26 protein-coding genes are annotated in these 24751 nt (G+C 63.3%); 10 read left to right on the top strand and 16 right to left on the bottom strand.

The features are described 5' to 3' along the window. Nucleotides 1-45 precede the first annotated feature (45 nt). Nucleotides 46-936, bottom strand: coding sequence for a 4-hydroxybenzoate octaprenyltransferase (gene ubiA / locus LOY26_RS26275; protein ID WP_033702350.1), 891 nt, complete (start codon nucleotides 934-936; stop codon nucleotides 46-48). Then, nucleotides 936-1493 (bottom strand): chorismate lyase, encoded by a 558-nt coding sequence (locus LOY26_RS26270; RefSeq protein ID WP_033702348.1) that lies wholly within the window; start codon nucleotides 1491-1493, stop codon nucleotides 936-938. Before LOY26_RS26270 ends, ubiA begins: the two co-directional genes overlap by 1 nt. 180 nt (nucleotides 1494-1673) lie before the next feature. Between LOY26_RS26270 and LOY26_RS26265 the strand changes: the two genes are divergently transcribed. The 4 genes from LOY26_RS26265 (at nucleotide 1674) to LOY26_RS26250 (ending at nucleotide 4034) form a co-directional block, all read left to right on the top strand. Continuing rightward, on the top strand, nucleotides 1674-1841 hold the full coding sequence (locus tag LOY26_RS26265; protein WP_033702346.1) for a rubredoxin: 168 nt from the start codon (nucleotides 1674-1676) through the stop codon (nucleotides 1839-1841). A 33-nt stretch (nucleotides 1842-1874) separates the two neighbouring features. Then, nucleotides 1875-3023, top strand: coding sequence for an NAD(P)/FAD-dependent oxidoreductase (locus LOY26_RS26260; RefSeq protein ID WP_033702344.1), 1149 nt, complete (start codon nucleotides 1875-1877; stop codon nucleotides 3021-3023). 188 nt (nucleotides 3024-3211) lie between these two features. Continuing rightward, entirely contained in the window at nucleotides 3212-3511 is a 300-nt protein-coding gene (locus LOY26_RS26255) for an HU family DNA-binding protein (RefSeq protein WP_033702342.1), read from the top strand. Nucleotides 3512-3659: 148 nt separating this feature from the next. Further along, nucleotides 3660-4034, top strand: a complete 375-nt coding sequence (locus LOY26_RS26250) for a helicase (RefSeq protein ID WP_033702341.1) — start codon at nucleotides 3660-3662, stop codon at nucleotides 4032-4034. 53 nt (nucleotides 4035-4087) lie between these two features. Here LOY26_RS26250 and LOY26_RS26245 read toward each other — a convergent pair whose 3' ends face one another. From LOY26_RS26245 to exbB, 6 genes are all read right to left on the bottom strand, one after another. Continuing rightward, nucleotides 4088-5491: an aminoacyl-tRNA deacylase and HDOD domain-containing protein gene (locus tag LOY26_RS26245; RefSeq protein ID WP_033702339.1), complete on the bottom strand. Its 1404-nt coding sequence runs from the start codon at nucleotides 5489-5491 to the stop codon at nucleotides 4088-4090. Nucleotides 5492-5569: 78 nt separating this feature from the next. Further along, on the bottom strand, nucleotides 5570-7648 hold the full coding sequence (recG, locus tag LOY26_RS26240; protein ID WP_033702337.1) for an ATP-dependent DNA helicase RecG: 2079 nt from the start codon (nucleotides 7646-7648) through the stop codon (nucleotides 5570-5572). Between the two features lie 3 nt (nucleotides 7649-7651). Further along, nucleotides 7652-8578, bottom strand: a complete 927-nt coding sequence (locus tag LOY26_RS26235) for a hydrogen peroxide-inducible genes activator (RefSeq protein ID WP_033702334.1) — start codon at nucleotides 8576-8578, stop codon at nucleotides 7652-7654. A gap of 94 nt (nucleotides 8579-8672) precedes the next feature. Then, on the bottom strand, nucleotides 8673-9404 hold the full coding sequence (locus LOY26_RS26230; RefSeq protein WP_033702333.1) for an energy transducer TonB: 732 nt from the start codon (nucleotides 9402-9404) through the stop codon (nucleotides 8673-8675). Next, complete coding sequence (gene exbD / locus LOY26_RS26225; RefSeq protein WP_033702331.1) at nucleotides 9401-9829, bottom strand: TonB system transport protein ExbD; 429 nt, start codon at nucleotides 9827-9829, stop codon at nucleotides 9401-9403. Before exbD ends, LOY26_RS26230 begins: the two co-directional genes overlap by 4 nt. Nucleotides 9830-9832: 3 nt before the next feature. Then, on the bottom strand, nucleotides 9833-10822 hold the full coding sequence (gene exbB, locus LOY26_RS26220; RefSeq protein ID WP_033702329.1) for a tonB-system energizer ExbB: 990 nt from the start codon (nucleotides 10820-10822) through the stop codon (nucleotides 9833-9835). 192 nt (nucleotides 10823-11014) lie between these two features. Here exbB and LOY26_RS26215 point away from each other — a divergent pair, with 192 nt between their 5' ends. Next, on the top strand, nucleotides 11015-11872 hold the full coding sequence (locus LOY26_RS26215) for an SDR family oxidoreductase (RefSeq protein WP_033702325.1): 858 nt from the start codon (nucleotides 11015-11017) through the stop codon (nucleotides 11870-11872). Nucleotides 11873-11935: 63 nt separating this feature from the next. Here the strand turns inward: LOY26_RS26215 and LOY26_RS26210 are convergent, their stop codons facing one another. The 5 genes from LOY26_RS26210 to LOY26_RS26190 all read right to left on the bottom strand — a co-directional run bounded on the left by LOY26_RS26210 (nucleotide 11936) and on the right by LOY26_RS26190 (nucleotide 16604). Further along, the gene (locus LOY26_RS26210) at nucleotides 11936-12661 is read right to left on the bottom strand and encodes a hypothetical protein (protein WP_033702323.1); all 726 of its coding nucleotides are present in this window, start codon (nucleotides 12659-12661) and stop codon (nucleotides 11936-11938) included. A 55-nt stretch (nucleotides 12662-12716) separates the two neighbouring features. Then, entirely contained in the window at nucleotides 12717-13097 is a 381-nt protein-coding gene (locus tag LOY26_RS26205; protein WP_033702322.1) for a RidA family protein, read from the bottom strand. Nucleotides 13098-13120: 23 nt separating this feature from the next. Continuing rightward, nucleotides 13121-15229: a bifunctional GTP diphosphokinase/guanosine-3',5'-bis pyrophosphate 3'-pyrophosphohydrolase gene (gene spoT, locus LOY26_RS26200; RefSeq protein WP_033702320.1), complete on the bottom strand. Its 2109-nt coding sequence runs from the start codon at nucleotides 15227-15229 to the stop codon at nucleotides 13121-13123. A 59-nt stretch (nucleotides 15230-15288) separates the two neighbouring features. Continuing rightward, complete coding sequence (rpoZ, locus tag LOY26_RS26195; protein ID WP_012312123.1) at nucleotides 15289-15552, bottom strand: DNA-directed RNA polymerase subunit omega; 264 nt, start codon at nucleotides 15550-15552, stop codon at nucleotides 15289-15291. 179 nt (nucleotides 15553-15731) lie between these two features. Beyond that, nucleotides 15732-16604, bottom strand: coding sequence for a LysR family transcriptional regulator (locus LOY26_RS26190; RefSeq protein ID WP_033702318.1), 873 nt, complete (start codon nucleotides 16602-16604; stop codon nucleotides 15732-15734). 244 nt (nucleotides 16605-16848) lie between these two features. Here LOY26_RS26190 and LOY26_RS26185 point away from each other — a divergent pair, with 244 nt between their 5' ends. From LOY26_RS26185 to LOY26_RS26175, 3 genes are all read left to right on the top strand, one after another. Continuing rightward, the gene (locus tag LOY26_RS26185) at nucleotides 16849-18192 is read left to right on the top strand and encodes a glutamine synthetase family protein (protein WP_408980782.1); all 1344 of its coding nucleotides are present in this window, start codon (nucleotides 16849-16851) and stop codon (nucleotides 18190-18192) included. Between the two features lie 4 nt (nucleotides 18193-18196). Next, nucleotides 18197-18970: a gamma-glutamyl-gamma-aminobutyrate hydrolase family protein gene (locus tag LOY26_RS26180; RefSeq protein ID WP_186655614.1), complete on the top strand. Its 774-nt coding sequence runs from the start codon at nucleotides 18197-18199 to the stop codon at nucleotides 18968-18970. A 112-nt stretch (nucleotides 18971-19082) separates the two neighbouring features. Then, nucleotides 19083-20624 (top strand): APC family permease, encoded by a 1542-nt coding sequence (locus LOY26_RS26175; protein WP_033702314.1) that lies wholly within the window; start codon nucleotides 19083-19085, stop codon nucleotides 20622-20624. A 33-nt stretch (nucleotides 20625-20657) separates the two neighbouring features. On the opposite strand, the gene gmk is transcribed toward LOY26_RS26175, so the two are convergent. Together gmk and LOY26_RS26165 are read right to left on the bottom strand one after the other, a co-directional pair. Further along, a complete protein-coding gene (gene gmk / locus LOY26_RS26170) occupies nucleotides 20658-21278 on the bottom strand; it encodes a guanylate kinase (RefSeq protein WP_258714251.1) in 621 nt (206 codons plus the stop codon). Between the two features lie 13 nt (nucleotides 21279-21291). Continuing rightward, nucleotides 21292-22155 (bottom strand): YicC/YloC family endoribonuclease, encoded by an 864-nt coding sequence (locus LOY26_RS26165; protein ID WP_033702312.1) that lies wholly within the window; start codon nucleotides 22153-22155, stop codon nucleotides 21292-21294. 226 nt (nucleotides 22156-22381) lie between these two features. Between LOY26_RS26165 and rph the strand changes: the two genes are divergently transcribed. Then, the gene (rph, locus tag LOY26_RS26160) at nucleotides 22382-23104 is read left to right on the top strand and encodes a ribonuclease PH (RefSeq protein WP_033702311.1); all 723 of its coding nucleotides are present in this window, start codon (nucleotides 22382-22384) and stop codon (nucleotides 23102-23104) included. Nucleotides 23105-23165: 61 nt separating this feature from the next. Here the strand turns inward: rph and LOY26_RS26155 are convergent, their stop codons facing one another. Beyond that, nucleotides 23166-23945: an exodeoxyribonuclease III gene (locus LOY26_RS26155; protein ID WP_033702309.1), complete on the bottom strand. Its 780-nt coding sequence runs from the start codon at nucleotides 23943-23945 to the stop codon at nucleotides 23166-23168. A gap of 80 nt (nucleotides 23946-24025) precedes the next feature. Here LOY26_RS26155 and pyrE point away from each other — a divergent pair, with 80 nt between their 5' ends. After that, nucleotides 24026-24667 (top strand): orotate phosphoribosyltransferase, encoded by a 642-nt coding sequence (gene pyrE / locus LOY26_RS26150; protein WP_016394033.1) that lies wholly within the window; start codon nucleotides 24026-24028, stop codon nucleotides 24665-24667. Nucleotides 24668-24751 lie beyond the last annotated feature (84 nt).

Raw genomic sequence — 24751 nt, 5'->3', positions numbered from 1 at the left:
CTGTGGAAGCGGTTAGACCCGCTCCCACAGGGTCTGTATTGACTGTCAGCGCAGCGCGTAGTCCAGGACAACGCCAATGAAGACCAGCAGCCCCGCCCAGTGATTGTGCAAAAACGCCTTGAAGCATGAATCCCGGTCCAGTTTGCGTGTCGACCAGAACTCCCAGGCAAAGCACACGGCAGCCGCCAGCAGCCCCAGGTGGAACCAGCCGCCCAGTTCGAAGCGGCTCCCCGCCAGCAGCAGGCAGCCCAACGACAGCAGCTGCAAGGTCAGGATGATCACCCGATCCGCTTCGCCGAACAGGATAGCCGTCGACTTCACACCGATCTTCAGGTCATCGTCGCGATCGACCATGGCGTAATAGGTGTCATAGCCCACGGTCCACAGCAGGTTGGCGATGTACAGCAGCCAGGCGCTGGCCGGCAGCTCGCCCCCGGCCGCCGTGAAGGCCATGGGGATGCCCCAGGAATACGCGGCGCCCAGCACCACCTGCGGGTAATAGGTGTAGCGCTTCATGAATGGGTAGCAGAACGCCAGGGCTACCGCCCCGAACGACAGCCAGATCGTGCGGCTGTTGGTGCACAGCACCAGCAGAAAACTTACCGCGACCAGGATCGCGAACAGCGCCAGCGCCTCGCGTGGCTTGACCCGGCCGCTGGCCAGGGGGCGGTCGGCGGTGCGTTTGACGTGGCCATCGACCTTGCGGTCGGCAAAGTCATTGATGCAGCAACCTGCGGCGCGCATCAGCACAACGCCAAGGCCGAAGATCAGCACGTTGGCCAGGGTCGGCGAACCTTGCCCGGCAATCCACACCGCCGACAGGGTAGGCCACAGCAGCAGGTAGATACCGATCGGGCGGTCCATGCGGCTTAGCTGGACAAAGTCCCAGGCGCGCGGGTGCCAGCGGTTGAGCGACTTGAGCAATTGCAGGTACATCAGCGGGTTTCCTCCTTGGCCGCTTGCCACAAGGCTGGCAGGAATACCTCGGCCACCAGCAGGTCCAGGCCGTCCCGTTCGAAACGTGAGCGGCGGCCCCAGAGCCCGTCGTGCGCGGCTTCGGCCGGCAACCAGGCCTGTGGATAACTGCACACCTGGATTGGGTGGCGAATGAATGCCTGATCACAGAACAGCAACTCGCCCAGCGAGCGGCTGCCCAGGGTCTCGAGGTCCAGGCCGCCGCGCTCCAGGGCGCTGCGGCTGGCCACGCTGCGGGCGAATACCCAGGGCTGGCCATGGCCGCGCAGGTAGACTTCGCGCACCCAGCCTTGTGCCCCGGGCGCAATGCCCAGCGCCTGGCACTCGTCATCGCGCAGGGTCTGCCAGCCTTCATGCAGCGGGGTCACGCAGAAATGCTCGCGGGACAGGTGGGTGAGGCGGCGAGTCAGCGAGCCCTCGTCGAACAGCCAGCCCAGGGTCGGCTGGTCGAGCTTGGTCGCCAGCTGTGAATACGCCAGCCACGCGACAGCGGCTGCTTGCGGGGATTCGTACGACACGTCGGTATGCTTGTTACAGCCAGAGAGGCGGCGAGCTTAGCATGTTGCCCCGACTGCTTGCATACTGCTGGCAGGGCCAGTAAAAAGCCCCCAAAGATTGCGCGATGGCCCTATGTGCGGCTTGCCCGCGAAAAGCCCATCAGCAGCGACACAACGCCTGAACCGAGGAACCGCGTACCCATGAAGAAGTGGCAATGTATTGTCTGTGGCCTGATCTACAACGAAGCCGAAGGCTGGCCGGATGACGGCATTGAGCCCGGTACCCGCTGGGAAGATGTGCCGCAGGACTGGCTGTGCCCCGACTGCGGCGTGGGCAAGAGCGACTTCGAAATGATCGAGATTGGCTGATCACAACCCTGTTTCAACTGAGGAAAGCACGACATGACGTCCCCTGTAGTCATCATCGGTACTGGCCTGGCCGGTTACAACCTGGCCCGTGAATTTCGCAAGCTCGATGGCGAGACGCCGCTGCTGTTGATTACCGCCGACGATGGTCGTTCCTACTCCAAACCCATGCTCTCCACGGGCTTCGCCAAGCTCAAGGATGCCGATGGGCTGTGCATGGCCGAGCCGGGTGCGATGGCCGAGCAGCTCAAGGCCGAAATCCGCACCCACACGCGCATCAGCGGTATCGACCCCGGGCACAAGCGCCTGTGGATCGGCGAAGAGGCTGTGGCCTATCGCGACCTGGTACTGGCCTGGGGGGCCCAGACCGTGCAGGTGCCGATCGAGGGCGATGCTGGCGGGCAGGTTTTCCCGATCAATGACCTGGAGGATTACGCACGCTTTCGCGCCGCCGCTGCCGGCAAACAGCGCGTGCTGGTGCTGGGGGCCGGGCTGATCGGCTGTGAGTTTGCCAATGACATGAGCCTGGGCGGGCTCAAGGTCGATGTGGTGGCCCCGTGCGAACAGGTCATGCCGACCCTGTTGCACCCAGCCGCCGCCGCCGCCGTGCAGGCCGGGCTCGAAGGGCTTGGCGTGCGCTTTCACCTGGGCCCGGTGCTGACGCGTCTGCAGCGTGTGGCTGAAGGCCTTGAAGCGCATTTGTCGGACGGCAGCGTGATCGCCTGTGACTTGGTGGTGTCGGCTATCGGCCTGCGCCCACGTACCGATCTGGCCGCTGCCGCCGGCCTCAAGATCAACCGCGGCGTGGCTGTGGACCGCCAGTTGCAAACCTCCCACGACAACATCTACGCCCTGGGTGACTGTGCCGAGGTCGATGGCATCAACCTGCTTTATGTCATGCCGCTGATGAGCTGTGCCCGGGCCTTGGCGCAGACCCTGGCGGGCAACCCCACGGCCGTCAGCTACGGCCCGATGCCGATCACCGTGAAGACCCCGGCGTGCCCGCTGGTTGTCTCGCCGCCACCGCAAGGGCGTGAAGGCAATTGGCAGGTGCAAGGGCAGGGCAGTGACCTCAAGGTGCTGTGCCACGATGCCGACGGCACGCTGCTGGGCTATGCCCTGACCGGTGCGGCAGTCATGGAGAAGCTGGCCCTGAATCGCCAGTTACCGCCTGTAATGGCCTAAATAGACGTCGTTCTGTCGGATTTACCCTGTTGTTGCCCACACAATGGCCGCCCAGATACTGGCGCGGCCTCGGTGGGCGTGCCATTCTCACTTCCGTCTGCCGCAGATTAGAGCCTGCGGTGCCTTGAGCGCTGCCCCCAGAGGCAGCACGGCATAACAACAAAAAATCCCGTCAAAGAGGCTTTACCATGCGCAAACCAGAACTCGCCGCTGTCATCGCCGATAAGGCCGATCTGACCAAGGAAAAGGCCAACGTGGTGCTGAATGCGATTCTCGACAGCATCACGGGTGCCCTGGACAAGGACACCGTAACCCTGGTCGGTTTCGGCACCTTTGAAAAACGTCACCGCGGCGCGCGTACCGGCAAGAACCCACAGACCGGCGAGCCGGTAAAGATCAAGGCCAGCAACACGGTAGCCTTCAAGCCTGGCAAAAACCTGCGCGACAGCGTCAACACGACTGCCAAGCCGGCCAAGAAAGTCAAATGATCCACACCTGACAACCCCCAGTGTCAGCCAAACGGGCGCCCTAGGGTGCCCGTTGTGCTTTGTGTGGGGATATGTTGCGAACTTGCGTAAATCGTTCGAGAAGAGGATAAACTGCGCGACTCAGTCATTTTTTATTCGAGGCGCGTTGATGAAGTTCCGCTTTCTTCTCTGGGCCATGGGGCTGTTGATGGCCAGGGCCAGCCGTAACAACCCGGCGTTCAAGCAGCAGCTCAAGGACAAGGACCTGGTTTTCCAGATGCAGACTCTGGACGGCAAAATCGCCCGGCACTTCATCGTCAGTGACGAACGCATCAGCAGCAAAGGTGGCGTACACCCACAGCCGGCCTTCGCCATTGCCTTCAAGGATGCCGCTTACGGGTTCGCCACGCTGCAGGCGGGCAACAAGCAGCTGGCCTTCATGCAGGGGATTCAGGACAAGAACATCCAGATCAAAGGCAATCCGGCGCTGGTGATGTGGTTCCAGGGCTTGATGAAATACCTGAAGCCGAAGAAGAAGCGCTGAGGTCGCATGCCCTGTGTGGGCGGGTTAACCCGCCCACACAGGGCCAATATGCATCAATGCGGGGCGTGGAACTGCGAAGCCAGTTCGCGCAGCAAAGTCTCTGCCTCCAGCACCTTGTTCACCACATCCTCGGCCTTTTCCCGCGTTACCCCCAGCCGCTCCAGCAGCTCATCGGGTACTTCCTCCTGTGGCCCCGAGCCAATGCCGCGCGAACGCAGCAGGCGCGTCGCCAGGCATACCAGGTTGGGGAATGCCGCGTAGTCGCCGTCATAGGACGGGTCGTGCTGGAAGCGCAGCGCAGTCGAGAGCTCTTCGGGCATGTCCCACAGCTTCATCAGCCAGGCGCCGATCTGTTCACGGTTGATACCCAGCAGGTGTTGTTCCACGTAGGTGTGGCACAGGTGCGGGTTGACCTCCAAATGGCGGCAGATCAGCGAGAAGTGGGGCGGGAACACATGCGCCAGCAGCAGGTAGCCAAAGTTGTGCAGCAGCCCGGCCAGGTAGGTCAGGCCAGCTTCGGGGCGTTCTGCCCGCGGCATGGCGCGGGTCAGGCCCTCGATGATGGCTGCGGTGTAGATCGACTGTTGCCAGTACGGTGTGGCTTGCTGCGGGTGGTCTTTGGGCAGGCTCAGGGTCTTGCCCAGGGCTAGCCCAAGGGCCAGGTTGATCACCAGATCGAAGCCCAGCACGCGCACGATGGCGTCTTCCACCGAGCGGATCTTGCCGGGTGAGGCGTAGTAGGGCGATGCCGCCCAACTCACTACCTGGGCAGCCAGTGCCGGGTCGGTCTCGACCACGCCGGTAATGTCATCGATGCTGGCGTTGGGGTCTACGCGCAGCTTGATGATCTTCTGCGCGGTGTCGGCCAAGGGCGGGATTTCGATGGTTTCTTCAAGGCGCTTCTGGATGCGGCGTGCTGTGAAGGCCTGGACGGCCTGGCTGATCTCGTGAGGGTCGTCATGCGGCCGGTCGAGGTTAGGGCTGATGGCCTTGACCTCCTGGCCAAAGCTGCTGGCGCTGGCCTTGGTGAGCATGCGCTTGAAGTTCGCGCGGTCGATCTCCAGCAGCAGGCCGGCTTCACCGGACTGAATCAGCACGGTCTCGCAGTCGAGCAGGCTTTTTTCGTATTGGCACGGCGAGCTGGTCAGCGCCGGAATGCCCGGCAGGCGCTTGAGGTGGTGCTTGTCGAGCATCTGCTTGAGCCGTGGCACCGATACCGCCGTCAGCTTGCGACCGGTCAGCTCGCCCAGCCGATTGAGGTCAAGCAGCTGGCTCTGTGGGAACAACACCATCAGGGCGCCGATTTCGTCGTCGAGCAAGACCGCCTGCACCCGCGAGGCGGCGGGCAATTGCGCATGCTCGACCACTTCGCGGTAGGTGACGCCCACCTTATCGAGCAGCAGCCTGATGACAGAGGGGGCGTGTGGGGTTGCGGTGTCCAGGGCAACTTCAGTCATGGTCCGTATCCACTCGTTCTTTTAAACGCGAAGTATAACCAGTCCCGCCGCAAATCTGGATCCATTCTGGGACTGGCGTCACACTTGGCCATATTGCTGGCCATGGCGCAGCCAGCGGTCAAGCAGCGGGCTGACGTGGTCCGGCCAGCGCGCGATCAGGGCTTGGGCGGCATCACGCACGGCCGGCAGCAGGTCGGCATCGCGCATCAGGTCAGCGACCTTGAACTGTAGCAGACCGGTCTGGCGGGTCCCCAGCATCTCGCCAGGGCCGCGCAGTTCCAGGTCTTTTTCGGCGATGATGAAGCCATCGTTGGTTTCGCGCATGATCCCCAGGCGTTCGCGGCCGATCTGCGACAGCGGCGGGTGATACAGCAACACGCAATGGCTTGCAGCGCTGCCCCGGCCTACCCGGCCGCGTAGCTGGTGGAGCTGGGCCAGGCCCAGGCGCTCGGGGTTCTCGATGATCATCAGGCTGGCATTGGGCACGTCCACGCCCACCTCGATGACCGTGGTCGCGATCAGCAACTGCAGCTCTGCGGCCTTGAACTGCGCCATGATCTCGGCCTTTTCCGCAGGCTTCATGCGCCCGTGGATAAGGCCGACCCGCAGCTCGCCCAGGGCGCTGCCAAGCTCCTCATAGGTGCTCTCGGCCGCCTGGCAGGTGAGTTCTTCGGATTCTTCGATCAAGGTGCACACCCAGTAGGCCTGGCGCCCTTCGGCACAGGCGGCGCGTACCCGCTCGACCACCTCGAAGCGGCGGCTGTCGGCCACCAGCACGGTGTTAACGGGGGTACGCCCGGGTGGCAACTCGTCGAGGACCGAGGTATCGAGGTCGGCGTAGGCGCTCATCGCCAAGGTCCGCGGGATCGGCGTGGCGGTCATGATCAGCTGGTGCGGGCAAAGCTCGCCGGCCACGCCTTTCTTGCGCAGGGCCAGGCGTTGCTGCACGCCGAATCGGTGCTGTTCATCGATGATCGCCAGGGCCAGGTGCTTGAATTTGACCTCTTCCTGAAACAGCGCATGGGTGCCCACCACCATCGGTGCGCCGTTGGCGATCTGCTCCAGTGAACTGGCGCGGGCCTTGCCTTTGAGCTTGCCAGCCAGCCATGCCACCTCGATGCCCAGCGGTTCGAGCCAGCGCTTGAAGGTGATGTAGTGCTGTTCGGCGAGGATCTCGGTGGGCGCCATCAACGCCACCTGGTAACCGGCCTCCAGCGCTTGCAGCGCCGCCAGTGCAGCGACCACCGTCTTGCCGGCACCGACATCGCCCTGTACCAGGCGCATCATCGGCTCGGCCTGGGCAAGGTCGTAGGCAATTTCGTTGGCCACACGCTGCTGGGCACCGGTCGGCTTGAAACCCAGGTTGGCCAGGTACTGCGCCGGCAACCGGCTGGCCTTGGGTAGCACGGGGGCACGCAGGCTGCGCAGGCTCTCGCGCAGCCGTTGCTGCGACAGCTGATGGGTCAGCAGTTCCTCGAAGGCCAGGCGGTGCTGAGCCCAATGCTGGCCTTCGGCAAGCTCGTCGAGGTCGGCATCGGCCGGCGGGTTGTGCAGATAACGGATGGCGTCGTCCAGCGGTGCCAGCTGGTAGTCCCGGGCCAGCTCATCGGGCAGCCAGTCTGGCAGGCTGCGCGGGCCAAGCATGCCCAGGCTCTGTTGGCAGAGCAGGCGCAGACGTTGCTGGGTAAGGCCTTCGGTGGTCGGGTAGATCGGCGTCAGGGTCTGTTCTACCGGGGGTGGAGGCTCGTCGCCGTTCAGCGCCCGGTACTCCGGGTGATAAATCTCCAGGCCAGAGGCGCCAGGGCGTGCTTCGCCATAGCAGCGCAGGTGCGTGCCGCGTTTCAGGCCTTCTTTCTGCGCGTTGCTGAAGTGATAGAAGCGCAGGCTCAGCACTCCGCTGCCATCACCCAGGCGCACCACCAGGCTGCGGCGCTTGCCCATGGTCACGTCAGCGCCACTGACCACCCCTTCGATGACCGCGTCCTGGCCTGGGCGCAGGGCGCCGATGGGCACCACGCGGGTGCGGTCCTGGTAGCGCAGCGGCAAGTGGAACAATAGGTCCTGCAGGTTCTCCAGGCCGACCTTGGCGAGTTTTTCCGCCATGGCATCGCCCACGCCCTTGAGCACCGTGACCGGGACCTTCGACAGCTCACTCATGACTCAGGCCGGCTGTTCCGCAGAGGGTTTGGCGACCGAGCAGAGGCGGATCGAGTCGGCGAGGATCTCGATTGCCTTGGGCCGCGGGAAGCTGGCACGCCAGGCAATGGCTACGGTACGGAACGGTGCCGGTGCAGTCAGTGGGCGCACTTCGATGACGCCCGGCGCGTAGTGGTGGCTGTGCACAGCCGACAGCGGCAGGATCGAGACGCCAAGGCCCGAGGCAACCATGTGGCGAATGGTTTCCAGCGAGCTCGACTCCACCGTGGTGTGCCGGGCGCCTTCACCGCCCTTGTTCAGGGTCGGGCAGGCTTCCAGGACCTGGTCGCGGAAACAGTGGCCTTCGCCCAGCAGCAGCAGGCTCTTGTCGTTGAGCATGGCGGTATCGATGGTTTTTTTCGCCGTCCACGGGTGATCGGCGGGCATCAAGGCGCAGAATGGCTCATCGTACAGCGGCAGGGTCAGCACGTCGGCTTCGTTGAACGGCAGGGCGATGATCACCGCGTCCAGTTCGCCGTTGCGTAGCTTTTCGCGCAGTACGTGGGTGAAGTTCTCTTCGATGTACAGCGGCATCTGTGGTGCCACGCGGTGCAATTGCGGGATCAGGTGCGGGAAGAGATAAGGGCCGACGGTATAGATGGCACCGACCTTGAGCGGGGCGGTCAGCTGGTTCTTGCCGGCCTGGGCCAGCTCACGGATGCCCTGGGCCTGTTCCAGTACCTTCTGCGCCTGGGCAACGATGCTTTCACCGACCGGGGTCAGGCGAACCGCGCTCTTGCTGCGCTCGAAGATCAGCACGCCAAGCTCGTCCTCGAGTTTCTTCACACCGACCGACAGGGTCGGCTGGCTCACGTGGCAACGTTCGGCCGCGTGGCCGAAATGCTGTTCCTGGGCGAGTGTGACGATGTAGCGTAATTCTGTGAGGGTCATAACGTGCGTCCATGAAGTTGCGAGCCCAGCATAGCGGCTGCAATCGATAGACGCACGTTATCAGACTTGCCGATTTGTGACAGAAACAAAAGCCTCAGCGGCGGTCCAGCGAGTAGACGAACGGCGCCACGACTTCGATCGTGCCGTTGTTCAGCAACTCCGGTGGCGGCTTGGGTACCGTGCCGGCGCGACGGATCATCTCCAGCGTTGCGCGGTCCAGTGCTGCACTCCCCGAACCACCCGCCATGGCGTACGACACTACCTTGCCTTCGGCATCGACCACGAAACGCAGGCGGTTGATGCCCTGCAGGCCGCGACGACGCGCGTCTTCCGGATAGCGCTTGTACTTGGCCAGGTGGCGCAGCAGGTCACTCTGCCAGGTAGGCAGGGCGTTGCTGTTGGACGCGATGCTCGGTGCCGGTGCTGCGGACTTTTGGGGCGGCGTATTGCTTGGCGGTGCATCCACCACCTCCTCGGTCGGAGGTGCTTCCTTCGGCGGCTCAGGCTTTTTCTCAGGCTTGGGCGGCTGTGGCTTGGCCTTCGGCTTGGGCGGCTTGGCGATGGCGATCTTGGGTTTAGGCGCTTCCACCAGCTTGGGCAACGGCAGTTCTTCGACCGGTGCCGGCGGCTGTGGGGCGGCTTTGGGAGGAGGTGGTGGCGCAGGCTCCGGCAACGGTGCCAGCTCGACCATCATCGCTGCCGGCGGCAGCTCGATGGCCTGAGGCACCGACCAGTTGAGCGTGAGCAGCACAGCGACGGCATGGACACCCAGCACAAGTGCCAGGCTGCCGCTGTAACGCGCCAGATTGTGCCGCGTCTTCGTCATTTCTTGGCTGCCGTCTCGAGACCTACCAGACCGACTTTGAGGTAGCCGGCCGCGCGCATGTTGTTCATCACTTCCATCAGGTCACCGTAATCCACGCCCTTGTCGGCCTGGAAGAAGATGGTCGTTTCCTTGTCGCCCTTGGTCTTGGCGTCGAGCATCGCGCCAAGTTGCGCGGGTGCAGGTACCTGATCGTCGCCGACATACAGCTTCTGGTCGGCCTTGACGCTGACGAACACGGGTTTCTCGGGCCTCGGCGCCGGCTTGGCGGTCGAGGCTGGCAGGTCGACCTTGATGTCGACCGTTGCCAAGGGCGCCGCCACCATGAAGATAATCAGCAGTACCAACATGACGTCGATGAACGGCGTAACGTTGATTTCGTGGTTTTCGGCGAGGTCGTCGCCACCTTCGTTGAGATGCAGGCCCATGGCTTACCCCACTTTCACCATGTGCGGGGCGGCGCGCTCGCTGCCTTGGTGGTCCAGGTCACGGCTGACCAGCAGCAGCACCTGGGCAGAAGCGTCGGACACCTGAGCCTTGTAGCCGGCAATGGAGCGGGCGAAGACGTTGTAGATGACCACGGCCGGGATTGCCGCAACCAGGCCCAGGGCTGTTGCCAGCAGGGCTTCGGCGATGCCGGGGGCAACGACTGCCAGGTTGGTGGTCTGGGTCTTGGCGATGCCGATGAAGCTGTTCATGATGCCCCATACGGTGCCGAACAGACCGACGAAGGGTGCGGTGGAACCGATGGTCGCCAGTACGCCGGTGCCGCTGCTCATGTTGCGGCCGCTGGCGGCGACCAGGCGCTCCAGGCGAAAGGCGACGCGTTCCTTGATGCCTTCTTTTTCACGCGTGTTGGCCGACAGGCGCATTTCTTCGAGGGCATCGTGGACCAGGGTGTGGGCCAGAGTGCCTTCCTTGTTGGAGACCTCGCTGGCCTCCTTGAGGCTGGCGGACTTCTTCAGCTGTGCGATTTCGCCGCGCAGACGACGCTTGGCGCCCATCAGCTCGAAGCCTTTGGCGATCCAGATGGTCCAAGTGATGATCGAGGCGATGGCCAGGCCGATCATGACGATCTTCACCACGATGTCGGCGTTCTTGTACATGCCCCATGGCGACAGGTCGTGGGCCATGCCCAGGGTAGTATCCTCGACCAGTGCTTCGACGCCCGGGTCTACGGCGACCGGTGCATCGACCGGGGCTGCGGCAGGCGCGTCGGCAACGGGCGCCGAGCCATCAGCGGCCGGGGCCGGGGCGGCGGCGGGAGTAGCGGGGGCGGCAGCGGCAGCAGGTGTGCTGGCGTTGGCGGTTGGCTCATCGGCCATGGCCACTGGGGCCAGCACCAGGCTGAACATCAGCGCGGCGATGGCACGCCAGGCGCGCGACGGGGTTGGCGAAGCGGAGGGTTGAGTACGTGTCATGCTAGCCGGACCTGATGAAGAAAAAGAGTGAACGTTCTCCAAGGCCTCGAGAGCGGCCGAGAACAGATAGGGGCGCCATTATTGCAAGTAATTCTTGTTAACAAAAGTAATCTCGTTGCTTTTTTCGCCTATCGTCTAGCCGCCCATCGTGTAGCGTGGCTGGTTTGATCCACTGGTCTAGGGAGTTTTGAGATGTTGGACCTGTCCGTAATGGTCGTAGGTTGTGGTGATGTAGGTGGCCGGCTTGCCCGGCAATTGCTTGCCCGTGGCTGGCAGGTGAGCGGCTTGCGCCGCTCGATCGCGCAACTGCCCGAGGGCGTTGTGCCGGTGGCTGCCGACCTGTCCGATGCGGCCATCCCCGCAGCGTGGCCGCAGCGTGCGCCGGATTATCTGGTGTATTGCGTGGCGGCCAGCCAGCACGATGAGGCGGGGTATCAGGCCGCCTATGTCGACGGCCTGCGCCATGTGCTGGCATGGCTAGCAGCGCGTGGGCAGCACCCGCGACGGCTGTTGTTCGTGTCCAGCAGCAGCGTGTTTGCGCAACAAGAGGGTGAGTGGATCGATGAGACGGCGGCCACTGAGCCTGAAGGGTACTCCGGGCGCGTAATGCTTGAAGCCGAGCGCCTGGCGCTGGCCAGTGGTATCCCGGCAAGCGTGGTGCGTTTGACCGGTATCTACGGGCCGGGCCGTGAGTGGCTGTTGAGCCAGGTACGCCAGGGGTATCGTGTGGCCGAGCAGCCGCCGCTGTATGGCAACCGCATCCATGCCGAGGATGCAGCCAGCCTGCTGGCCTTCCTGCTGCAGGCGGATGCCGACGGCGTGGCGCTGGACGATTGCTATATAGGTGTCGATGACGACCCGGCGCCGCTGGCCGATGTGGTGGCCTGGTTGCGCGGGTACATGGGGGTTACCGAGTGGTCGGATGAGCAGCGTGTGCGCCGTACCGGCAGCAAGCGCTGCAGCAATGCCCGCGTGCGGGCATTGGGCTGGGTGCCGGCATATCCGAGCTACAAGGAAGGGTATGCGGCCATTCTGCAAGGGAAAGGCTGACGGCCTGGGGCCGCTTCGCGGCCCTTTCCGACCGGTCCGCGGCCGGCAGGGCCGCGAATGGCTTCAGTTCTTCTCAAGCACCCACTGACGAGAACCGGCTGCCAATGCAGGCATCTCGTCCGGCTGTGCACGGTTCACCGCCTGGAAAATCTCCAGCTTGTCGCCATCACGCTTGAGAATGAACGGCGCACCACGTTGCTTGCGCTCCAGCCACAGGCTGTCGTTGCTGCCACCCATGGTCGCGCAATCGCCCGCCAGGCACAGGGCGAAACGGTCCGGGCCGGGCAGGCCGGTCACGCCGCCGTTATCGGCGAAACGCACCACGCTACCTTGGCCCTGGCCTTCGACGATCTTCCAGTCGCCGCCCAGGTAAGCCTGATAAAGCGCCTTCTCGAAGCTGCCACCCAGGGGCGCATTGCCCGGCTGCTTGGCGCGCACGAAGGTCTGCTTGGCACCGGATTGGTCAGTGGTTTTCAGCTCGTCACCATCCAGCTCAAGCTGCTCGGTCTGCCCGCCCTGGAAGCTGGCCTGCCACTGCTTTTCAGTGGCGCTCAGCTGGCCATCGGCGGCCTCAAAACCATTGCTGAAGCTGGCCTGCTGGTCGGCAATATCGAGTTTCCACTCGAACACCGGGCCATGCTCATTCAGGGCCTGACGCAGGCTGCCACCCTTGACGGCGGCTTTGATGGCATCCTGGTTGATCCAGGTGCCGTTGAAGTCTTCGGGTTTATGACTGGCGCAACCGCTCAAAAGCAGGGCTGCCAGCGCGAGGGGCAGTGCTTGACGCATGGTGGGTAACCTTGGGGAGAGAGCGTGACGGGCAGAGCGCCCGTCACCGGGGGCATCACTCGATGACCAGGATCGCGTCCATCTCGACCTGCGAGCCTTTCGGCAGCGCGGCAACGCCAATCGCGGCGCGGGCTGGGTAAGGCTGTTCGAAGTAGCGGCCCATCACCTCGTTGACCTTGGCGAAGTGGCTCAGGTCGGTGAGGAAGATGTTCAGCTTGACGATGTCCTTGAACGAACCGCCAGCGGCTTCAGCCACGGCCTTGAGGTTCTCGAAGACCTGGACGGTCTGGGCTTCGAAGCCTTCGACCAGTTCCATGGTTTTTGGGTCCAGCGGGATCTGGCCCGACATGTAGACGGTGTTGCCGGCCTTGATCGCTTGCGAGTAGGTACCGATAGCGGCGGGGGCTTTGTCGCTGGTAATGACGGACTTGCTCATGATGACTCCTTGCGGTTGGCGGACTACGTACGCATGCGGGTGATGCGGACCACACCGGTCAAGGTACGCAGCTTCTTGATCACACGCGCCAGGTGCACGCGGTCGTGCACGCTGACCACCAGTTGGACCACGCTGATACGGCCGTCGCGTTCGTCCATGCTGATCTTCTCGATATTGCCGTCGGCGGCATTGACGCTGCTGGCCAGCAGGGCGATCAGGCCGCGTTGGTGCTCCAGCTCGACGCGCAGCTCGACGTTGAATTCGCCCGCGATGTCCTTGGCCCAGGAAAGCTGCACGCACTTCTCCGGGTTGTGGCGAATTTCACTGATGTTGCGGCAGTTCTCCAGGTGCACGACCATGCCTTTGCCCGCCGACAGGTGGCCGACAATCGGGTCACCAGGGATCGGCGTGCAGCACTTGGCGTAGCTGAGTACCAGGCCTTCGGTGCCGCGAATCGCCAGCGGGCCTTCCGGCGCCGGCAGTTGCTCGCCTTCGGCCGACAGCAGGCGGCGGGCGACTACATAGGCCATGCGGTTGCCCAGGCCTATGTCTTCGAGCAGGTCTTCGATCAGCTCCAGGCGATATTCGGCGAGAATCGCCTGAATGCGCTCCTGCGGGATTTTTTCGAGGCTGCTGTCGAAACCGGTCAGTACCTTGTTCAGCAAGCGCTCGCCGAGGCTGATGGACTCGGAGCGGCGCTGTTGTTTGAGCGCGTGGCGGATGTGCGTGCGCGCCTTGCCGGTGACCACGAAGTTGAGCCAGGCCGGGTTCGGCCGGGCGCCCGGCGCGCTGACGATTTCTACCGTCGAGCCGCTCTGCAGGGGCTCCGACAGTGGCGCCAGGCGGCGGTTGATGCGGCAGGCGATGCAACTGTTGCCAACGTCGGTGTGTACCGCGTAGGCAAAGTCGACGGCCGTGGAGCCTTTGGGCAGCTCCATGATGCGGCCTTTTGGCGTGAACACGTAGACCTCGTCCGGGAACAGGTCGATCTTCACGCTCTCGATGAATTCCAGCGAGTTGCCCGCACGCTGCTGCAGCTCGAGGATACCCTTGACCCACTGACGGGCACGGGCGTGGCTGCCTTTGGGCTGTTCGTCGTCGTTGGACTTGTACAGCCAGTGCGCGGCGATGCCGTTGTTGGCCATCTCTTCCATCTCGCGGGTGCGGATCTGGATTTCGATGGGCACGCCATGCATGCCGAACAGCGTGGTGTGCAACGACTGATAGCCGTTCGCCTTGGGGATCGCGATGTAGTCCTTGAAGCGACCGGGCAGCGGTTTGTACAGGTTGTGCACGGCGCCGAGCACGCGGTAGCAGGTGTCGACCTTGTCGACGATGATGCGGAAGGCGTACACGTCCATGATCTCGTTGAAGGCGCGGCGCTTGCCGCGCATCTTCTTGTAGATGCCATAAAGGTGTTTTTGCCGGCCGCTGACCTCGCCCTCGATACCGTCGGCGGCCAGGCAGTTGGCCAGCGACTGTTCGATCTTGGCGACGATCTCTTTGCGGTTGCCGCGGGCGCTCTTGACCGCCCGGTGGATCAGCGACGAGCGCATCGGGTGCATGGCCTTGAAGCCGAGGTCTTCGAATTCGACGCGCACGGTGTGCATGCCCAGCCGGTTGGCGATGGGCGCGTAGATTTCGAGGGTTTCCTTGGCGATGCGTCGGCGTTTTTCGCCAGACAGCACTTCCAGCGTGCGCATGTTGTGCAGGCGGTCGGCCAGCTTGACCAGGATCACGCGGATATCGCGGGCCATGGCCATGGCCATCTTCTGGAAGTTCTCGGCCTGCGCCTCGGCCTTGGTCTCGAAGTTCATCTGGGTCAGCTTGCTGACCCCATCGACCAGCTCGGCGACCGTCTCGCCAAACTGCTGGCTGAGGGCTTCCTTGGCGATGCCGGTGTCTTCGATCACATCGTGCAGCATGGCCGCCATCAGGCTCTGATGGTCCATGTGCATGTCGGCGAGGATGCTGGCCACGGCCAGCGGGTGGGTCACGTAGGGCTCGCCGCTGCGGCGGCGCTGCCCATCGTGGGCCTGTTCGGCGTAGAAATAGGCGCGACGAACCAGGTTGACCTGTTCGGGGCCCAGGTAGGTCGACAGCCGTTCGGCTAAGGCTTCTATACCCGGCATGGGTTCACCTCTTGCAGAGGAAGAGGGCCTTGTGCCGCGCGACGTCGACCTGGCATCAATCAGACAGCCTCGTTGGACTCGTCCTCGAACGCGGCGAAGACCGGATCCTCGGTGACGATCTCTTCAGCGGCGATGAACTCGTTGGTGACGATGCCTTCGGCGATTTCACGCAGGGCAACAACGGTCGGCTTGTCGTTTTCCCACGCTACGCGTGGCTCTTTGCCGCCGGTCGCCAGCTGACGGGCGCGCTTGGTCGAGAGCATGACCAGCTCAAAACGGTTATCCACGTGTTCCAGGCAGTCTTCAACAGTTACGCGGGCCATGGTCTTCCTCAGTAGCAAATGCGGTAGGCGTGCAGCCCAATTTGGGCAGGCGGACTCAATAGTTTAAAAAATCACCAGCCAATAGGGAAGCGATGTTTTGCCGGGTGCGGATCATAGCGCTCCCTGTGGTAACGGCTTTGCCCGCCAAAGGGCCGCAACAGACACCCTGATCTTGTATCTCACAACATCGCGCCGCGCAACCGTGGGGTCAGTTCTTCGAACAGCGTCTGCACCGAGCGCAATGCCCGGCAATCGGGCCGGGTCAGCAGCCACAGCTGGGTGTCGCAACCGGCCAGCGGCCCGCTCAGCGCATCGACGCCTGGCAAGGCGTGCACCATGTAATCGGGTAACGCCGCCACGCCCAACCCGGTGCTGACCAGCTGCGCGATGGTCGACATGCCGCTGCACTGGTAACGCGGGCTCAGCCCGGGGTATTGCTGGTTGCGCCAGACCACGGTGGGGTGGTCCTGCATCGAATCGTCCGGTGCGATCCACGGCACGCTGTTGGCCGCCTCGTTCAGGCGCTCGCGCCACTGCGGCTGGCCGCAGATCACATAGGAAGTCGAACCCAGGCAGCGGCCGACCAGATGCTCCGGTGGCGTGTTGGTCAGGCGCAGGGCAATGTCGGCATCGCGCCGGCTGAGGTTGGCGAAGGTATTGGAAGTGCCCATTTCCAGCGACAAGGCCGGGTAGTTGGGCATGAATTCGGCCAATGCCGGCAACAGCAGGCTGTGCATCACTGCCTCGGTGCACGTCAGACGAACGGTACCGCTGACTACCTGCTCGCCACTGGTCATGGCGATGCGTGCGGCCTCCAGCGCCTGCTCGGCGCGCTCGGCCTGCTCCGCCAAGGCCTGCGCCGTGTCGGTCGGCAGGTAGCCTTTACGGCTCTTGACGAACAGTGCCGTGCCCAGTGCCGACTCCAGCCGGCGGATCGAACGGAACACCGTCGAAACATCGACTTTGAGCAGTTCGGCAGCCTTTGCCAGGGAGCGGCCACGTTCCAGGGCCAGGACCAGGGAGAGGTCGGCATGGGTAATCTGATATTGCATTGGTGCACGCTCTGCTTGCCGAAATGCCAATGTCTGTTGCGTTGAGGCCATTTTATAGTGGAACCGCCCCTGGGAATCAATGCGCCCGGTCGGGCAACCAATCCCCACGATGGGAAAGTGAAAAAAACAACAGCTGCAACCATCGTCGCCCGTGAGGCGCCAGCCGTATCCCCACATCGCCGCAGCAAATCAAAGGATGTACACCATGACGTCGGTCACTCCGTGCGCCAGTTCTTCCAGCGAGATGAAAGACTTCCTCCAGGCCCATCCAGACACTCAGTACGTCGATCTGCTGATCTCCGACATGAACGGCGTGGTACGTGGCAAGCGCATCGAGCGGGCCAGCCTGCACAAGGTGTACGAGAAAGGCATCAACCTGCCGGCGTCCCTGTTTGCCCTCGACATCAACGGCTCGACCGTTGAAAGCACGGGCCTGGGCCTGGATATCGGCGATGCCGACCGCGTCTGTTACCCCATACCCGGCTCGCTGTGCAACGAGCCGTGGCAGAAACGCCCCACTGCGCAGCTGCTGATGACCATGCACGAAATCGAAGGCCAGCCGTTCTTCGCCGACCCGCGCGAAGTGCTGCGCCAGGTGGTGAGCAAGTTCGATGACCTGGGCCTGGATATCTGTGCCGCATTCGAACTCGAGTTCTACCTGATCGACCAGGACAACCTCAACGGCCGCCCGCAGCCGCCGCGCTCGCCGATCTCCGGCAAGCGCCCGCAGTCGACCCAGGTGTACCTGATCGACGACCTCGACGAATATGCCGACTGCCTGCAAGACATGCTCGAAGCGGCCAAGGAGCAGGACCTGCCTGCCGACGCCATCGTCAAGGAAAGCGCCCCGGCGCAGTTCGAGGTCAACCTGCACCACGTTGCCGACCCGCTGAAGGCCTGCGACTACGCGATCCTGCTCAAGCGCCTGATCAAGAACGTTGCCTACGACCATGAAATGGACACCACCTTCATGGCCAAGCCCTACCCAGGGCAGGCGGGCAACGGCCTGCACGTGCATATCTCGCTGCTGGACAAGAAAACCGGCAAGAACATCTTCGCCAACACCGACCCGCTGCAAAGCGACGAGCTGCGCCACGCCATCGGTGGCGTGCTGGAGACGATGCCGGCGTCGATGGCCTTCCTCTGCCCGAACGTCAACTCCTACCGCCGCTTCGGCGCGCAGTTCTACGTCCCCAATGCGCCAAGCTGGGGCCTGGACAACCGCACCGTGGCGGTTCGTGTGCCGACCGACAGCAGCGAAAACGTGCGCATCGAGCACCGCGTGGCCGGTGCCGACGCCAACCCGTACCTGATGCTCGCGGCCATTCTCGCCGGCATTCACCACGGCCTGACCAACAAGGTCGAGCCGGGCGAGCCGATCGAGGGCAATTCGTACGAGCAGCTGGAACAGACGCTGCCGAACAACCTGCGCGATGCCCTGCGTGCGCTGGATGACAGCGAAGTGCTCAACCAATACATCAGCCCGGACTACATCGATATCTTCGTCGCCTGCAAGGAAAGCGAGCTGGCAGAGTTTGAAGTGTCGATCTCCGACCTCGAGTACAACTGGTACCTGCACACGGTGTAAGCCCATGAGCGCAAATGCGGTCCCTTTGATCGGTATCAGCGCCTGCCGCCAGCAGGTGGGGAAGAACTCGTCGCACACGGTGGGCGACAAGTATGTCGAGGCGGCCGGCTTTGCCGGGCTGCCGCTGATTCTGCCGGCTCGCGACGGGGGCAGTGATACCCCTGGGTTGCTGGCCCGGCTCGACGGCATTCTTTTTACCGGCTCGCCTTCAAATATCGAGCCGCATCATTACAATGGCGCCCCCAGCGCGGAGGGTACCCGGCATGATCGCGCGCGCGATCGCCTGACCTTGCCGCTGCTGCAGGCAGCGATTGCCGCCGGTGTGCCGGTGTTTTGCATCTGCCGTGGTTTCCAGGAATTGAACGTGGCCCTTGGCGGCACCCTGCACCAGCGTGTGCAAGCGCTGCCTGGCTACCTCGACCACCGCGAACCTGAGGACGCACCCCTGGAGGTGCAATACGGCCCTCGTCACCCTGTCGGCATCGAGCCTGGCGGGTTGTTCGAGCGCCTGGGCCTGGCTGCGCAATTCGAGGTCAACTCGTTGCACAGCCAGGGCATCGATCGCCTGGCCCCCGGGCTGCGCGTCGAGGCACGGGCCCCGGATGGCCTGATCGAAGCGGTGTCGATGCCGGATGCGCCGGGCTTCGTGCTTGGTGTGCAGTGGCACCCTGAATGGCGTTTCGCCGAAAACCCGGTCTCCGGGCGCCTTTTCCAGGCGTTTCGCGAGGCCTGTATTGCCCATGCTGCACGGGAGGGTGTGCGCCACAAGGCATGCTGACGTCAGCCGAAAGTCTCGGATGACTCACCCCCGCTGCAAGCTTTCAATGAGTGAAAGCGGGCCTTGCGCGCAAGGCCTGTGAAAACAATTCCAAAATTTACGGCAAATACTCATGAGCGATTACACAGAAGCCGGCCGCCCACCCGATGTGGCGGCCGACGCGGGCAACACCCAGCGCAGCAAGGGCTTGGCCAAAGGTCGCCTGGGCTTGCTGGCCAGCGTGGTGCTGGGCATTTCCACCATCGCCCCGGTCTATACCCTGACCGGCGCGCTTGGCCCTACCGTGCGAGAGGTGGGTGCCCACCTGCCAGCGGTATTCATCGTCGGCTTCCTGCCGATGCTGCTGGTCGCCCTCGGCTATCGCGAGTTGAACTCGGCAGAGCCGGACAGCGGCACTTCGTTCACCTGGTCGGCGCGTGCCTTCGGCCCGATGATCGGCTGGATCGGTGGCTGGGGGCTGGTGGTCGCCACCACCATCGTGCTGTCGAACCTGGCGGGCGTGGCGGTCGATTTCTTCTATCTGTTCCTCGGTCAGATCACGGGCAACCATGGCCTGGCTGCCTTGGCAGACAACCTGCTGATCAATATCGCCACTTGCTGCGTGTTCATTGCCCTGGCGGTGTGGATCTGTTGTCGCGGCATAGCCACCACCATGACGGTGCAGTATGGCCTGGTGGCCCTGCAGTTACTGGTGCTGATCGGGTTTGCCTTCGCTGCCTTCGGGGGCACCACCGCGCCGCCACCGCTGGCGTTCGATTTCGCCTGGTTCAATCCGTTCGGCGTCGAGTCGTTCTCGGCGTTTGCCGCAGGGCTGTCGTTGTCGATCTTCATCTTCTGGGGCTGGGACACGTGCCTGACCGTCAGCGAAGAGTCGGTAGGCAGCGAAGAGGTGCCGGGCAAGGCCGCCACCTGGACGGTGATGTTGATCCTCGGCCTGTACCTGTTCACCGCCATCGCCACACTGCAGTTTGCCGGTATCAGCGAAACGGGCCTGGGCCTGAACAACCCGCGCATCCAGGAGAACGTCTTTGCTCACCTGGCCGGCCCGGTCATGGGGCCGCTGGCGATCCTGATGTCCATCGCCGTGCTGGCCAGCACCGCAGCGTCGCTGCAGTCGACCTTCGTGGCGCCGGCGCGCACCCTGTTGGCCATGGGTTACTACGGTGCGGTACCGCAGAAGTTCGCCAGTGTCTGCCCGCGCTCGCAAACGCCGCGCTACGCCACCATCTGCGCAGGCCTTGCCGCTGGCCTGTTCTACGTGACCATGCGTACCCTGAGCGAGAACGTGCTGGCGGATACCATCACTGCCCTGGGCATGATGATCTGCTTCTACTATTCGCTGACCGCATTTGCCTGCGTCTGGTATTTCCGCGGCAGCCTGTTCGACAGCCTGCGCCATTTCATCATGCGGGGCCTGTGCCCGCTGGTAGGTGGGGTGATCTTGTCGGTGATCTTCGCGCGTACCGCTATCGACAGCGCCTCGCCAGACTTCGGCAGCGGCTCGCATGTGGGCGGGTTGGGGCTGGTGTTCGTGATTGCCGCGATCATTTCGGTGCTCGGCATCGGGCTGATGATGCTGTCGCGCCTGCGGGCGCCGGCGTACTTCCTGGGGGCCACCTTGCGTCAGCAGGCGACGCTGCCACTGCAGGACTAAGCAAATGGGGCCGCTAAGCGGCCCCATTCGTTTTCAGCCGACCAACTGCTTCAGCAATGCGCCGTTGCGCTGTTGCTGCTTCTTGAGCAGCAACCGGTTGGCAACGAACACCGCCTTCAACTCCGCCAGCGCGACGCCGAAGTCATCATTGATGATCAGGTAATCGTACTCGTCGTAATGCTCCATCTCGCTGACCGCCTCCTTCATGCGCCCGGCGATGATCTCTTCGCTGTCCTGGCCACGGCCATCCAGCCGCTGACGCAGGGCTTCCTGGCTCGGCGGCAGGATGAACACCGACAGTGCCTCGGGCATCAGTTTGCGCACCTGCTGAGCACCCTGCCAGTCGATCTCCAGGATCAGGTCGTAACCCTGGTCGAGGGTGTGCTGCAGCGCGCTGCGCGAGGTGCCGTAGAAGTTGCCGAACACCTCGGCATGCTCGAGGAAGTCGCCTTGCTCGATCAGCGCCTTGAATGTTTCGTGCACGACGAAGTGGTAGTTCACCCCGTGCTGCTCGCCCGGGCGCATGGCGCGGGTGGTGTGCGAAACCGAGACGCGGATTTGCGGGTCGTCCTGGGTCAGGGCAGTGACCAGGCTGGTCTTGCCGGCACCCGAGGGTGCCGAAACGATGTAGAGGGTGCCGCTGCTGTGATTCATGGTCGGGGTGGCCTTACTCGATGTTCTGTACTTGTTCACGCATCTGTTCGATCAATACCTTGAGGTTGACCGCCGCTTGCGTGCTGCGCGGGTCGAAAGCCTTGGAGCCTAGGGTATTGGCCTCGCGGTTGAGTTCCTGCATCAGGAAGTCCAGGCGCCGGCCAGCTGCACCGCCCGACTTGAGCACGCGACGCACTTCGGTGACGTGGGTGCTGAGGCGGTCGAGCTCTTCGGCGACGTCGCTCTTCTGCGCCAGCAGCACCATCTCTTGCTCCAGGCGCTGCGGGTCGAGTTCGGCCTGCATGTCGCCGAAGCGGTCGAGGATCTTCTGCCGCTGGGCGGCCAGCATCTGCGGCACCAGGGCGCGCAGCGTGGTGACCTCGCTGGCCATGTTGTCCAGGCGCTCGTTGATCAGCCGGGCCAGCTCCTGGCCTTCACGCAGGCGCCCGGCCTTGAGCTCGGCCAGCGCTTCGTCGAACAGCGCCATGGCTTCGGCGTTCAGGGCCTGGGGGTCGCTGGCGTCAGCGACCAGTACGCCCGGCCACGACAGCACTTCCAGGGGGTTCAGCGGTGCCGGTTGCTTGATCAGGCCTGCGACCTCTTCGGCGGCGGCGACCAGTTGCGCCGCGCGCTCGCGGTCGACCTTGAGCGGCTTGCCGGTGCTGTCTTCGTTGAGGCGCAAGGTGCATTCCACCTTGCCACGCGACAGCCCTTGGCGCAGGCCTTCACGGACTGCGCCTTCGAGGTCGCGCAGGGCCTCGGCCAGGCGCAGGTGCGGTTCCAGGTAGCGGTGGTTGACCGAGCGCAGTTCCCAGACCAGGGTGCCTTGGCTGCCGGCGCGCTCGACACGAGCAAAAGCGGTCATGCTGTGCACCATGGGGAGTACCTCGCGTAGATGAATGAACGGGGGGAGCCTCTCGGCTGCAAGGCGCAGGATTGTAGCGCAGTGGGGGCTCGGCGCCCAATCCAGCCATGTTACAGAGCTGGAAATGAACAATGGGAAAAGGCGACAGGCCGTCAGGGCAGCGACAATAGGCATGTCCTCCCGGGGCCGTGAGCTCTATAATGCTCGGCAGATTCAAGTCCCAGTACAGGTATCCCAGATGAAACGTCCAAGTGGTCGCGCCGCCGATCAGCTCCGCTCGATCCGCATCACCCGCAACTACACCAAGCACGCCGAAGGGTCGGTACTGGTCGAGTTCGGTGACACCAAGGTCATCTGCACGGTCAGCGTGGAGAATGGTGTTCCCCGCTTCCTCAAAGGCCAGGGCCAAGGCTGGCTGACAGCCGAATACGGCATGCTGCCGCGCTCCACCGGCGAGCGTAACCAGCGCGAAGCCAGCCGTGGCAAGCAGGGTGGCCGCACCCTGGAAATCCAGCGCCTGATCGGCCGCTCGCTGCGCGCCGCACTGGACATGAGCAAGCTGGGTGACATCACCCTGTACATCGACTGCGACGTGATCCAGGCCGACGGTGGCACCCGCACCGCGTCGATCACCGGTGCCATGGTCGCCCTGTGCGACGCCCTGGCGGTGATCAAGAAGCGTGGCGGCCTCAAGGCCGGCAACCCGCTCAAGCACATGATCGCTGCGGTTTCCGTGGGCATGTACCAGGGCGCTGCAGTGCTCGACCTGGATTACCTGGAAGACTCCGCCGCCGAGACCGACCTGAACGTGGTCATGACCAGCGCCGGTGGTTTCATCGAAGTACAGGGCACCGCAGAAGGCGCGCCGTTCCAGCCTGAAGACTTGAATGCCATGCTCGCCGTGGCGCAGAAGGGCATGAACGAGATCTTCGAACTGCAGCAGGCTGCCCTGGCCGACTGACTGTTTCTGTAGATACGAAAAAGCCGACACTGATGTCGGCTTTTTCGTATCTGAATACAACTCAGATGGTCAACGTCCAGTCATAGTCCACGATCAGCGGCGCATGCTGCGAGAAGCGCGGCTGACGCGGCAGGCGGGCGTTACGCACGAAGCGGCGCAGGCCCGGGGTGAGGATCTGGTAGTCGAACCGGTAGCCCAGGTTGAGCATCTCGGCCTGTTCGTTGTCCGGCCACCAGCTGTACTGGTCGCCTTCACGGCTGACTTCACGCAGGGCATCCACGTAGCCCATCTCGCCGGTGATCGCGTCCATCCAGGCACGCTCCGGCGCCAGGAAGCCAGGCGTTTGCTGGCTGTCGCGCCAGTTCTTGATGTCGAGCTTCTGCTGCGCCACGTAGAACGAGCCGCAATAGATGTACTCGCGCCGCTTGCGCCGCTGTTTATCCAGGTACTTGGCGAAGTCGTCCATCAACTTGAACTTCTGGTTCAAGTCTTCGTCGCCGTTCATGCCCGAAGGCAGCAGCAGGCTGGCAATACTGACTTTGTCGAAATCTGCTTGCAGGTAACGCCCGTAACGGTCGGCTGTCTCGAAGCCCAGGCCGGTGATGACTGCCTTGGGCTGCATGCGCGAGTAAAGGGCCACGCCACCTTGGGCGGGCACCTCCGCGTCGCAGGCATAAAGGAAATAGCCATCGAGCTGGAAAGCTGGGTCGTCGAGTTCAAAGGCCGAGGCGCGGGTATCCTGAAGGCAGATGACGTCGGCATTCTGGGCTTGTAGCCAGCTGAGCAATCCACGCTCGGCCGCAGCCTGAATGCCATTTACGTTCACACTGATGATCCGCATAAATGGCCCCAAAAATCTCGTGCGTGTATGATACCCGAGCTCAACTCATTTAGCTAAATCCGTGGTGTCCGGGACTTTCCATGCAGCCGTATCAGCGCGACTTCATTCGTTTTGCCATCGACCGCGGCGTTCTGCGCTTCGGTGAATTCACCCTGAAATCGGGGCGTACCAGCCCGTACTTCTTCAATGCCGGCCTGTTCAACACAGGTTCTGCATTGGCGCAGTTGGGGCGTTGCTACGCCGCAGCCATCGTCGACAGCAAGATCCCCTTCGATGTGCTGTTCGGCCCGGCTTACAAGGGTATCCCCCTGGCGGCGACTACCGCCGTGGCCCTTGCCGACCAGCATCAGCTCGATGTGCCGTGGTGCTTCAACCGTAAAGAAGCCAAGGATCACGGCGAAGGCGGCAGTCTGGTAGGCGCACCCTTGGCCGGTGAGGTACTGATCATCGACGACGTGATCACCGCCGGCACCGCCATCCGCGAGGTCATGCAGATCATCAATGCCCAGCAGGCCAAGGCCGCTGGCGTACTGATCGCCCTGAACCGCGAAGAACGCGGCAATGGCGAGCTTTCGGCAATCCAGGAAGTGGAGCGTGACTTCGGTATCCCGGTGGTCAGCATCGTTTCGCTGACCCAGGTGCTGGAGTTCCTGGCGGACGACCCGCAGCTCAAGCAGCACCTGCCGGCAGTCGAGGCCTATCGGGCGCAGTACGGCATCTGAAAAAGCGCCGTGTTCAGGCGGCAGTAAGGCCGCCTGACGTTGCTATACCGAAGGCTGACCCTGCACGTGTACGGGGCCAAGTTT

Origin of the sequence: Pseudomonas sp. B21-047, from assembly GCF_024748775.1 — a bacterium.
GTDB lineage: Bacteria > Pseudomonadota > Gammaproteobacteria > Pseudomonadales > Pseudomonadaceae > Aquipseudomonas > Aquipseudomonas capeferrum.
This window is presented reverse-complemented; position numbering and strand designations above follow the sequence as displayed.

What these genes read in the sequence shown, in the direction of transcription:
- LOY26_RS26210 (WP_033702323.1), bottom strand. Translation starts at nt 12,661, where the DNA reads ATGCGTCAAGCACTGCCCCTCGCGCTGGCAGCCCTGCTTTTGAGCGGT.
- LOY26_RS26205 (WP_033702322.1), bottom strand. Translation starts at nt 13,097, where the DNA reads ATGAGCAAGTCCGTCATTACCAGCGACAAAGCCCCCGCCGCTATCGGT.
- exbB (WP_033702329.1), bottom strand. Translation starts at nt 10,822, where the DNA reads ATGACACGTACTCAACCCTCCGCTTCGCCAACCCCGTCGCGCGCCTGG.
- gmk (WP_258714251.1), bottom strand. Translation starts at nt 21,278, where the DNA reads ATGAATCACAGCAGCGGCACCCTCTACATCGTTTCGGCACCCTCGGGT.
- recG (WP_033702337.1), bottom strand. Translation starts at nt 7,648, where the DNA reads ATGAGTGAGCTGTCGAAGGTCCCGGTCACGGTGCTCAAGGGCGTGGGC.
- LOY26_RS26175 (WP_033702314.1), top strand. Translation starts at nt 19,083, where the DNA reads ATGAGCGATTACACAGAAGCCGGCCGCCCACCCGATGTGGCGGCCGAC.
- rpoZ (WP_012312123.1), bottom strand. Translation starts at nt 15,552, where the DNA reads ATGGCCCGCGTAACTGTTGAAGACTGCCTGGAACACGTGGATAACCGT.
- exbD (WP_033702331.1), bottom strand. Translation starts at nt 9,829, where the DNA reads ATGGGCCTGCATCTCAACGAAGGTGGCGACGACCTCGCCGAAAACCAC.
- rph (WP_033702311.1), top strand. Translation starts at nt 22,382, where the DNA reads ATGAAACGTCCAAGTGGTCGCGCCGCCGATCAGCTCCGCTCGATCCGC.
- LOY26_RS26155 (WP_033702309.1), bottom strand. Translation starts at nt 23,945, where the DNA reads ATGCGGATCATCAGTGTGAACGTAAATGGCATTCAGGCTGCGGCCGAG.
- LOY26_RS26190 (WP_033702318.1), bottom strand. Translation starts at nt 16,604, where the DNA reads ATGCAATATCAGATTACCCATGCCGACCTCTCCCTGGTCCTGGCCCTG.
- LOY26_RS26180 (WP_186655614.1), top strand. Translation starts at nt 18,197, where the DNA reads ATGAGCGCAAATGCGGTCCCTTTGATCGGTATCAGCGCCTGCCGCCAG.
- LOY26_RS26235 (WP_033702334.1), bottom strand. Translation starts at nt 8,578, where the DNA reads ATGACCCTCACAGAATTACGCTACATCGTCACACTCGCCCAGGAACAG.
- LOY26_RS26185 (WP_408980782.1), top strand. Translation starts at nt 16,849, where the DNA reads ATGAAAGACTTCCTCCAGGCCCATCCAGACACTCAGTACGTCGATCTG.
- ubiA (WP_033702350.1), bottom strand. Translation starts at nt 936, where the DNA reads ATGTACCTGCAATTGCTCAAGTCGCTCAACCGCTGGCACCCGCGCGCC.
- LOY26_RS26255 (WP_033702342.1), top strand. Translation starts at nt 3,212, where the DNA reads ATGCGCAAACCAGAACTCGCCGCTGTCATCGCCGATAAGGCCGATCTG.
- LOY26_RS26250 (WP_033702341.1), top strand. Translation starts at nt 3,660, where the DNA reads ATGAAGTTCCGCTTTCTTCTCTGGGCCATGGGGCTGTTGATGGCCAGG.
- LOY26_RS26215 (WP_033702325.1), top strand. Translation starts at nt 11,015, where the DNA reads ATGTTGGACCTGTCCGTAATGGTCGTAGGTTGTGGTGATGTAGGTGGC.
- LOY26_RS26165 (WP_033702312.1), bottom strand. Translation starts at nt 22,155, where the DNA reads ATGGTGCACAGCATGACCGCTTTTGCTCGTGTCGAGCGCGCCGGCAGC.
- LOY26_RS26265 (WP_033702346.1), top strand. Translation starts at nt 1,674, where the DNA reads ATGAAGAAGTGGCAATGTATTGTCTGTGGCCTGATCTACAACGAAGCC.
- pyrE (WP_016394033.1), top strand. Translation starts at nt 24,026, where the DNA reads ATGCAGCCGTATCAGCGCGACTTCATTCGTTTTGCCATCGACCGCGGC.
- LOY26_RS26260 (WP_033702344.1), top strand. Translation starts at nt 1,875, where the DNA reads ATGACGTCCCCTGTAGTCATCATCGGTACTGGCCTGGCCGGTTACAAC.
- LOY26_RS26230 (WP_033702333.1), bottom strand. Translation starts at nt 9,404, where the DNA reads ATGACGAAGACGCGGCACAATCTGGCGCGTTACAGCGGCAGCCTGGCA.
- LOY26_RS26245 (WP_033702339.1), bottom strand. Translation starts at nt 5,491, where the DNA reads ATGACTGAAGTTGCCCTGGACACCGCAACCCCACACGCCCCCTCTGTC.
- spoT (WP_033702320.1), bottom strand. Translation starts at nt 15,229, where the DNA reads ATGCCGGGTATAGAAGCCTTAGCCGAACGGCTGTCGACCTACCTGGGC.